The organism is Sphingomonas sp. 66-10, from assembly GCF_001897045.1.
Lineage (GTDB): Bacteria > Pseudomonadota > Alphaproteobacteria > Sphingomonadales > Sphingomonadaceae > Sphingomonas > Sphingomonas lycopersici.
Genome location: NZ_MKRR01000130.1, coordinates 68,815 through 76,855 on the forward strand (window position 1 = coordinate 68,815; position 8,041 = coordinate 76,855).

The window sequence follows — 8,041 nt, forward strand, 5'->3', positions numbered from 1 at the left end:
ATAGGCATACCGCTTCGGGTCGAGCCTTGGATTATGGATCTCGCGCGGATCACGATCGTAAACGAGCGTACCCAGTTTGTAGTTGTTATGCGCCGAGGTCAGGGCATGACCACAGGACCGGCACTCCCAGTTTTCGCTATCCGTGTCTATTGCCAGATATTCTGTAATTGCGAGTTTCATCGTAAACTCCAAAATACTATTCGGCCTGAAGAAGAACATCACGTCCATCAAGGACCGACATCTTCCATCCCGCTTCGACCAGCCCGGTGAAAAATTCATCTTCGATGATGGCCGGGCCTGAACCGCTCGCACCGACGGCCTGATCGCACAGGCGATAGACCGGGATGGCCTGCTCGCCGCCGTTCAACTGCACTGCCCGCTCCCCGGACGAAACCAGCGGATTGCTAACGGTTCCCGCTTCAGCCGAGACGGTGACATTGCGTCCGCTTGCCTCGACCGGCGCCGTCACGGTGAGAAACAGCGAAGCTTCTCCGGCCACCTGTCCCGGCGCTGGCCACGCGGCAGGATTTGCGACATCGATGGCCGCGATGACGGAACCGTCCGCATCGGCGAGGTGAGCGCTTACCTCGCAGTCGGCAAGTTCGATGCCTTCGGCCATCATGTCCCGGCCGGCGCGCGCCATCAGGCGCTCTACCGCCACATCCAGCCATCCAGCCGCGGGATCGACCGACAGCTCGTAATTCTGCGCCAGCCCGGCGTGGCCGATGCCATAGGCGCTGAACACAGCAGCCATTCGCGGGATCAGCACCGAACGGTACCCCGCGGCGGTCGCCACTGCCGACATCAGCAGGGGCCCGGCCCCGCCGAATGCAAACAGAATGGCATCCCCGTCGAACGCGACATGCTCGTTGAGGCTCGCGGCAAGATGCCCTGTCCAGGCATCTTTCATCTGTAAGGCCGCCTCGACCGGGCCGACGCCCAGTTGACCGCCCACATGCGCGTCGATTGCAGCGCGCGACCGCGCGCCATCAAGCGACATCTGGCCGCCGAAGAAGCTGGCGGGATCGATGATCCCGAGCGCCAGCGCCACGTCTGTAATTGTGGCCTGCTGGCCGCCCAGCCCGAAGCAGGCCGGCCCAGGCGCCGACCCGACGCTTTGCGGACCGACCCGGATCTTGCCGTCCTCGACCCGGATGATGGAACCGCCGCCGATCCCGACGCTCACGATATCGCTCATCGCGAGCGATACGGGCACGCCCTCGATCGCCCCGCGGGGTTCGGTCCGGATGGCTCCGTTTTCAACTACCCCGAAGTCGGACGTGGTGCCGCCGACATCAATCGAGACCGCCCGGGCGAACCCGCGCTGCTGCGATGCGGCAGCCATCGCTTCAAGACCGCCGCGCGGGCCGGAGCTGTAGGTCTTGATGGCGGCGGTCTTGGATACCCGGGCCGTACCGCCATCGTTGCGAAAGATCAGCAGGGGGCTTGCGCTCTTCGAATCCGCCAGCCGCCGCTGCGCACTGACGAGGAAGCGTTCCATCGGGTTGTGCAGGAACGTGTTGAAGAGCGTGGTCCAAATCCGCCGCGCGGCAGCCGTGTCGCCCGCGACTTCGTGGGAAAGCGTGTAGGGGATAGTGCCCAGCAGATGTTGCGGGAACTGCACCTGATACAATTCGGCAAACGACCGCTCGGTCTGGATATAGCCGGGTCCCGCCAGGCAGACAGACAGGCGATCGGCGCCCAGCGACATCAATTCCGTGGCCGCCTTGGATACCGACTCCGCCGTGACTCGCCCCTCGCTGTCAAGGTTGACCCGAACGAGCCGCTCGCCGACCATCGCTTCGAAGAGCTCGTGCTGCGCGCGTCCGTCAGTCAGTTGTGTAATGTCGAAGTCACTCGACACCACCAGGCCGATGCGCGGCCCCTTGCGCTGCACAAGGGCATTGGTTCCCTGCGTCGTCGAGTACCGGATGCTCGCGGTTTCCGAGAGCAGCCTTTCGACGTCTTCCTGACCGTAGACGACCTTCGATACCTTGCGCAGGCCTGTCATGAAGCAATCCGACAGGTCGTATGGGGTAGTCAGAGTCTTGGTGTAGAAGGTATTCTGACCTTCGAACACGCAAATGTCGGTCAGCGTGCCGCCATTGTCGATGCAAATTTCTTTCATGATACCATCCAGAACGTCATCCTCTGTCCACCGGGATGCCGCCCCCGGGGCTGGCAATCTACTACCCGAAGCAGGTGGCTCGGCAGGGGTAGGGGAGAGGTATTGTGGTCACGGCGGGGGTAATGCTTGCCTTGGCTGGCAAACAGGTTCGCCGCGGCGTGTACGCAGCCGACGCGGCGCGAGGATCGGCCCGCATCCCGCCGTTCAGGGGCCCGGCCGATCCTCGCGTCAGGTGCTCGTTGAACGAGCGTCCTTGCGGTTCACCCTGTGGCCTGGCTGGTCCGCCGCGCCTGTTCGATAAGTCCATTGATCACGGTGATCTCGCGCTCGAACCATGCGACCTCCGCATCGCGGCATGATCCCGTCACCAGGGCCTTCGTGGCCAGCACGGCCGCGCGTGATTGCCCGGCGATCCCCCTGGCCAGTTCGAAAGCCCGGGGCATGAGTTCATCGGGGGCCACAACCGCACTCACCAGGCCGAGGGCAAGCGCTTCCGTGCTGGCAACCACTCGGTTCGTCAGCAGCAGATCCATGGCCCGCTGGCGGCCAAGCCGTTCGGGCAACTGCAGCGAGCTGCCACCCTCCGGGGCCAGGCCAAGCGAAATGAAAGGGTAGCGCAAGCTGGCCTGCGGGGCGGCGAGAACCACGTCGCAATGCAACAGCATTGTCGCCCCGATGCCGACAGCGGGTCCCTGGACTGCGGCGATTACCGGCACCGGAACATCCCGCAGCGCCGTCAGGAACCGAACGACCGGGCCATTTTCAGGCTGCGGCCATGCGGTCGCGAATTCCGAGAGGTCGTTGCCCGCGCAGAAGACGTCACCGAGACTTGAGAGAATGATGGCGGCGAAATCTCCGGTGTTGTCGAGCGCTTCGGCGAGTGCGTTGTAGTGATCGACGCCGAGAGCGTTGCGCTTCTCGGGTCGCCGCATGGAGATATGGCAGATCGCCCCATCGAGAATCTCTGAATGGATCATCGTCAGGTCTTTCTGGCAAAGCGTTCGTCGAACTGGCTGAGGTCCGGCATTGCGATAACCGGCCGATCCTCTAGCTTGAGGACCGTGTTCCTGAGATCGCTCAGCATGTCCTTGCGCGAGGCTTCATCCACGTATGGCACGTGGTACGCCACGAAGGGTTCGTGGACGCCCAGACCGACATAGCCCAGCGTCCCCTGGAAGAAATGCTTCATCATCCCGAGCGCCAATTCGCCGTGGATGGCATTCTTGCCGAACATGTGATCGCGTCCGCCCAGACTCATCGCCACGAAGGCGCGCTTACCCGACAGCCCGCCCGAACCGTAGATCCGGCGCCCCCCATAGAACGCACCCGACAGGAACACGCGATCGATCCACCCCTTGAGGATGGCGGGGGTGCTGTACCAGAAGATGGGAAAGGTGAACGCGACGAGATCGGCTGCCAGCACCTTCTCGACCTCGTCCCGGATGTCCGCCGCGATTGTGCCCTGTTGCCATGCACGGCGCTGCTCGAGCGCGTAGACGACGTGGCCATCGGCGCTGTCCAATCCGAAATCGGCAGCCGAAATCACCGGGTTGAAGCGCATCGCGTAGAGATCGGACAAGGTCACCTCGTCGCCACGCTCCGCAAAGGCATCCAGCATCATATCGCGCATGGCAGCAACGAAAGAATCCTGTTCGGGATGCGCATGTACGAGGTGTACTTTCAACGTAGTCCTCCCAGAAAAGCACCCGCAGATGGCGGCGCGCGTGGAATTTGCAAATGCCGACATCAGTAGCCGCCGCCGATCGCGCACACACTACCTGTACCGGGTAGGCACCCGCCCCTCCCGGAGTTGCATAATATAAGTTCATAGGCGCTTTCGGGATGAAGCGGGCCTCGTCAACCAGCGCGTCGCTGCGGCCTGCAATCAGGTGCAATTCATTGTCGCGGGATTGCCGCTGCGGCTCAAATAGATCGGAACGACGGGTTCAGCGACGCAATGACAGATAATTCGGAAAAGCCGCCGGAGTTTGTCGATTTCTCCCATCCGGTAAGCACGGATCGCCTCAAACTGGAGGCAAGACTCAGCCATAGCGGCATTCATGTTGTCAGCGGTTCCTTGTCGCCGCTCGAAGGAGGCTTGATCGGTGGGCGGCAATTGGCGATTGTAGTCAGCAAAGGCGACCCGTTCGAAATGGAATGGAGACTGCCGGGGAGTGACCACCTGCTGCGCAAGACGGTCGAATTTCGTGATGTTTACATCAACCCCGGTGATAACCCGTTCTACATGCGTTGGCGGACATCGCCGAAGATCATAGGCATGGCGCTTGACCTTGATCTCCTGAACCGCGTCGGCAAGGAAACTTTCGGGCGGGACAGCACCAGCCTGCAAACGCGGGTTGCGATCAGCGATGATCGTCTTGCCCTGAGTGCGCGGACATGGCGTGAGGAATTGGCTGCGGAAGGGGCCGCTGGAAGATTATTCGCCGAGCATCTCGGCGTAATTCTCGCCGCCCATCTTTATCGTCACTATTCGGATGCCAAATGGCACCCCAGCCCGATGAAGGGCGGCTTAGGCACCGTTCGGTTGCGGCGTGTCATCGACTATATCGAAGCCCATCTTGCCGAAGATCTGAGTATTGCGACGCTTGCAGGTATCGCAAACCGAAGCCTTCACCATTTCAGCGAGGCCTTTCGCCAATCCACAGGCGTTCCGCCCCATCGTTTCGTTCTGTTTCGTCGGCTGGAAAGGGCTAAAGTCCTTCTCCTCTCAACGGATATGACAATCATCCAGATAGCTTTCGCGGTTGGCTTTTCGAGCCAAAGTCATTTTGCCTTGAAGTTCCGTGAAATGACGGGCGTGCCTCCGCAACGGTTTCGCCTGGATCGGAGGGAATGACCCAGCAACCTCGTTCAGCAAAAGGGAGCGACTCCTTCAATCTTTTGCGTATTGTGTGTGACCAGATTTGTGTTGTGGTTCGTTGTGCGAGCCTAGGATTTGTCAGCATTTGGAATTAAAAATTTATGTGAACGGATGCAGTCAAGTGTTTGATAATACGTGTTTCTCTTGGACTCTTAATCAGCGGGTCCTAGGTTCGAGCCCTAGTGCGTCCACCATCCTTCCGACCGCTCAGAACAATGCGTCGATCGCGAGGCATGCCGCGATTCCGACCACCAGGTTCATCGGCAGCCCGATCTTCACGAAATCCATGAAGCGATAATTGGCCGCGCCATAGACCAGCGTATTGGTCTGATAGCCGATCGGCGTCGCGAAGCTCGCGCTTGCGCCGAACATCACCGCGACGACGAGCTGGCGCGGATCGATGTCCGCGGTGCCGGCGATGCCGATCGCGATCGGGGTCATGATCACCGCGACGGCATTGTTGGTCACCGTCTCGGTCAAAATGCTGGTCACCGCATAGACCGTGATCAGCAGCAGCAGCGGGGAGGTGATCGACAGCAGCGGCCGCAGCAGATCGACGATCAGATCGATCGTGCCCGCATTGGCGAGCCCCTTGCCGAACGCCAGCATGCCGAAAATCAGCACCAGCGTATTGCCGTCGATCGCCTGCCACGCTTCCTCGGGTTCGAGGCAGCGCGTCAGCAGCACCACCCCGACCCCGACCAGCGCGAGCGCCTCGATCGGGAGCCCGAACAGCGCGGCGAGCACGACCACCCCCGCGAGCGTCGCGATCGCGATCGGCGCATTCCGGCGGCGATAGGCCAGCGCGGTCGCGCGGCCGACATCGATCAGCGCGGTGTTGGCCTGCAGATCCCGCGCGGTGTCCGCGCCGGCCGCGATCAGCAGGCGATCGCCGGCGCGGATGCGGACATTGGCGAGGTCAGGCCCGGCGAGATGGCGCGGACGCGACAGCCCGAGCACCCGGACCCGCAGCCGCGACAGCATCGGTATGTCGCCGAGCTTGCGCCCGATCGCGGGGTGCGACGGCGAGATCACCGCCTGGACCAGGGTGAGATCGGCCGGCCGCTCCGGCCCAGCGGTCGCCACGCCGCCGCCGAGCCCGATCAGCCCGGTGCGAAAGTCGTGCGCTTCGGCGAGCGAGGCAAGCTCGGCCGGGCTCGCCGCGACGATCAACTGGTCGCCCACCCCCAGCACCCATTGGTCGAAATCGTTGCGCCGGATCGTCTTGCCGTGCTGGATCCCCACCACCCGCACGCCGGGTCGCCGATAGAATGCCGTCGCCCCCAGGTGCTTGCCGAGCAGGTCGCTCTCCTCGGTGACGATGAGGTGCGACAGGTAGGAATCGCTTTCGCCCTGTTCGCGCAGCGCGTGTTCGGCGCGGTCGGGCAGCAGGAAGCGCCCGGCGACAAGCAGCAAGGCGATGCCGGCCCCGGCGGCGATCAGCCCGACGAGCGTGATCTCGAATATCCCGAACGGCGCGAGCCCCTGCTCCTGCGCGACGCCATCGACGAGCAGGTTGGTCGAGGTGCCGATCAGCGTGAGCGTTCCCCCGAGGATCGAGAGATAGGACAAAGGGATCAGTAGCCGCGTCGCCGCGACACGGAGCACCCGCGCGAGACGCTTCACGATCGGGATCATCACGATCACGACCGGCGTGTTGTTCATCAGCCCGGACGCCAGCATCGTCCCGCCGGCGATTTCCGCGAGGCTGCGCCGCGGCCGCCGCATGGTGCGACGGATGATCCAGCCCGACACCTCCTCCATCGCCCCGGTACGCAGCAGCGCGCCGCTGAGCACGAACATCGCGCCGATCGTAATCGGCGCCGGATTGCTGAACACGCCGAGCAATTCCCGTGGGGAAAGAAACCCCACGACCAGCATGACCAGCCCGCCGAGCGCGGCGATCACCACCGGCGGGCGGCGCTCGAGCGCGAAGGCGACAAACAGCCCGGCGAGCAGAACCAGCCCGATATACGGCCCATAGGCCATGATCACCGCTTCAAGCAGCTGAGGCATCGGGCGGCCTCCCGTCGCTAGGGACAGGCGATGCGCGTGAATTCATCGGCATTCTTCAAATGCACGTCGCGTTGCGGGAAGGGGATTTCGATCCGGTTCTCCTTGAACAGATACCATAGCCGCTTGAGCACATCGGAACGGACCGGGCCGATCCCCTCCTCCGGGTCCGCGATCCAGAAACAGATCTCGAAATCGACCGAGCTTTCGCCGAAGCCGGCGAGCATGATCTTCGGCTCGGGCGCGACGAGGACGCGCGGCGCGCCGACCGCCGCGTCCATCATCAATTTTTCGACCAGTTCGAGATCGGCGTGATAGGATACACCGACGGGCACCCGGACGCGGACGTTGCGCGTGCTGTACGACCAATTCTCCACCTGATTGATCATCAGGTTTTCGTTGGGAATGAGATATTCCTTCATGTCGCGCGTGGTGACCGAAATCGCGCGGATGCCGATCTTGCGGATCTGGCCGAAGCTCTCGCGACCGCTGGCGTCGTTTACCGCGATCACGTCCCCCGGCTTGATCGAACGATCCATCAACAGGATGATCCCGGCGATGAGATTGCCGAAGGTCTTCTGCAATCCGAAGCCGATGGCGAGCCCGAACGCGCCCGAGAATACTGCCAGCGCGGTCAGATCGATCCCGAGGAAATCGATTCCGATCAGGATCGCCAGCGCCCAGACGCCGATCGTCGCGAGCTTGTCCGCCAGCAACCGCTGCGCGTCGTCGAGACCCTTTATGCGCTTGAGCAGATAGCCCGAAAATCTGCTGACGAGCTGCGCCACGACGATGATGCCGACCACGACGATCGCGACAACCAATGCATCCCACAAGGAAATGTGCGTTTTTCCGATGTCGATGCTGTAGCTGTCGAGCGTGTCGATAAGCCGGCCGACGGACTTGTTCCCCGAAGTTGCGGCTCGTTTGATTCCTTCTGCACCCGAAGCCTCTGTCATCATTGATACTCTACGTGCTTGCGGCGTTTTCTGTTGTAAAATTGGATGAATTCGAGCCGG

General features: G+C 62.3%; 6 protein-coding genes, 1 tRNA gene and 2 pseudogenes. 3 read left to right on the forward strand and 6 right to left on the reverse strand.

Annotated features, from left to right (window positions below):
* From BGN95_RS27125 to BGN95_RS13700, 4 genes and pseudogenes are all read right to left on the reverse strand, one after another.
* Window positions 1-279 (reverse strand): annotated as a pseudogene (locus BGN95_RS27125) (acetone carboxylase subunit gamma); the annotation flags it as partial.
* Window positions 197-2,128 carry a hydantoinase/oxoprolinase family protein gene (locus BGN95_RS13690; protein ID WP_286772946.1) on the reverse strand — a complete coding sequence of 644 codons (1,932 nt, stop codon included), beginning with the start codon at window positions 2,126-2,128 and terminating at the stop codon, window positions 197-199. The gene BGN95_RS13690 and the pseudogene BGN95_RS27125, both read right to left, overlap by 83 nt.
* 260 nt (window positions 2,129-2,388) lie before the next feature.
* The gene (locus tag BGN95_RS13695; RefSeq protein WP_286772947.1) at window positions 2,389-3,105 is read right to left on the reverse strand and encodes an enoyl-CoA hydratase/isomerase family protein; all 717 of its coding nucleotides are present in this window, start codon (window positions 3,103-3,105) and stop codon (window positions 2,389-2,391) included.
* A 2-nt stretch (window positions 3,106-3,107) separates the two neighbouring features.
* Window positions 3,108-3,812, reverse strand: coding sequence for an NAD(P)H-dependent oxidoreductase (locus tag BGN95_RS13700; RefSeq protein WP_286772948.1), 705 nt, complete (start codon window positions 3,810-3,812; stop codon window positions 3,108-3,110).
* Between the two features lie 154 nt (window positions 3,813-3,966).
* On the opposite strand from BGN95_RS13700, the pseudogene BGN95_RS13705 reads away from it, so the two are divergent.
* The 3 genes and pseudogenes from BGN95_RS13705 to BGN95_RS13715 all read left to right on the forward strand — a co-directional run.
* Window positions 3,967-4,059 (forward strand): annotated as a pseudogene (locus BGN95_RS13705) (bifunctional adenosylcobinamide kinase/adenosylcobinamide-phosphate guanylyltransferase); the annotation flags it as partial.
* Between the two features lie 26 nt (window positions 4,060-4,085).
* Window positions 4,086-4,985, forward strand: coding sequence for a helix-turn-helix domain-containing protein (locus BGN95_RS13710; protein WP_286772949.1), 900 nt, complete (start codon window positions 4,086-4,088; stop codon window positions 4,983-4,985).
* A 133-nt stretch (window positions 4,986-5,118) separates the two neighbouring features.
* A tRNA-Lys gene (locus tag BGN95_RS13715) sits at window positions 5,119-5,203 on the forward strand.
* Window positions 5,204-5,216: 13 nt separating this feature from the next.
* On the opposite strand, the gene BGN95_RS13720 is transcribed toward BGN95_RS13715, so the two are convergent.
* Together BGN95_RS13720 and BGN95_RS13725 are read right to left on the reverse strand one after the other, a co-directional pair.
* Window positions 5,217-7,025, reverse strand: coding sequence for an SLC13 family permease (locus tag BGN95_RS13720; RefSeq protein ID WP_286772950.1), 1,809 nt, complete (start codon window positions 7,023-7,025; stop codon window positions 5,217-5,219).
* Between the two features lie 17 nt (window positions 7,026-7,042).
* Window positions 7,043-7,981, reverse strand: coding sequence for a mechanosensitive ion channel family protein (locus tag BGN95_RS13725; protein WP_349293095.1), 939 nt, complete (start codon window positions 7,979-7,981; stop codon window positions 7,043-7,045).
* Between the last annotated feature and the right edge of the window lie 60 nt (window positions 7,982-8,041).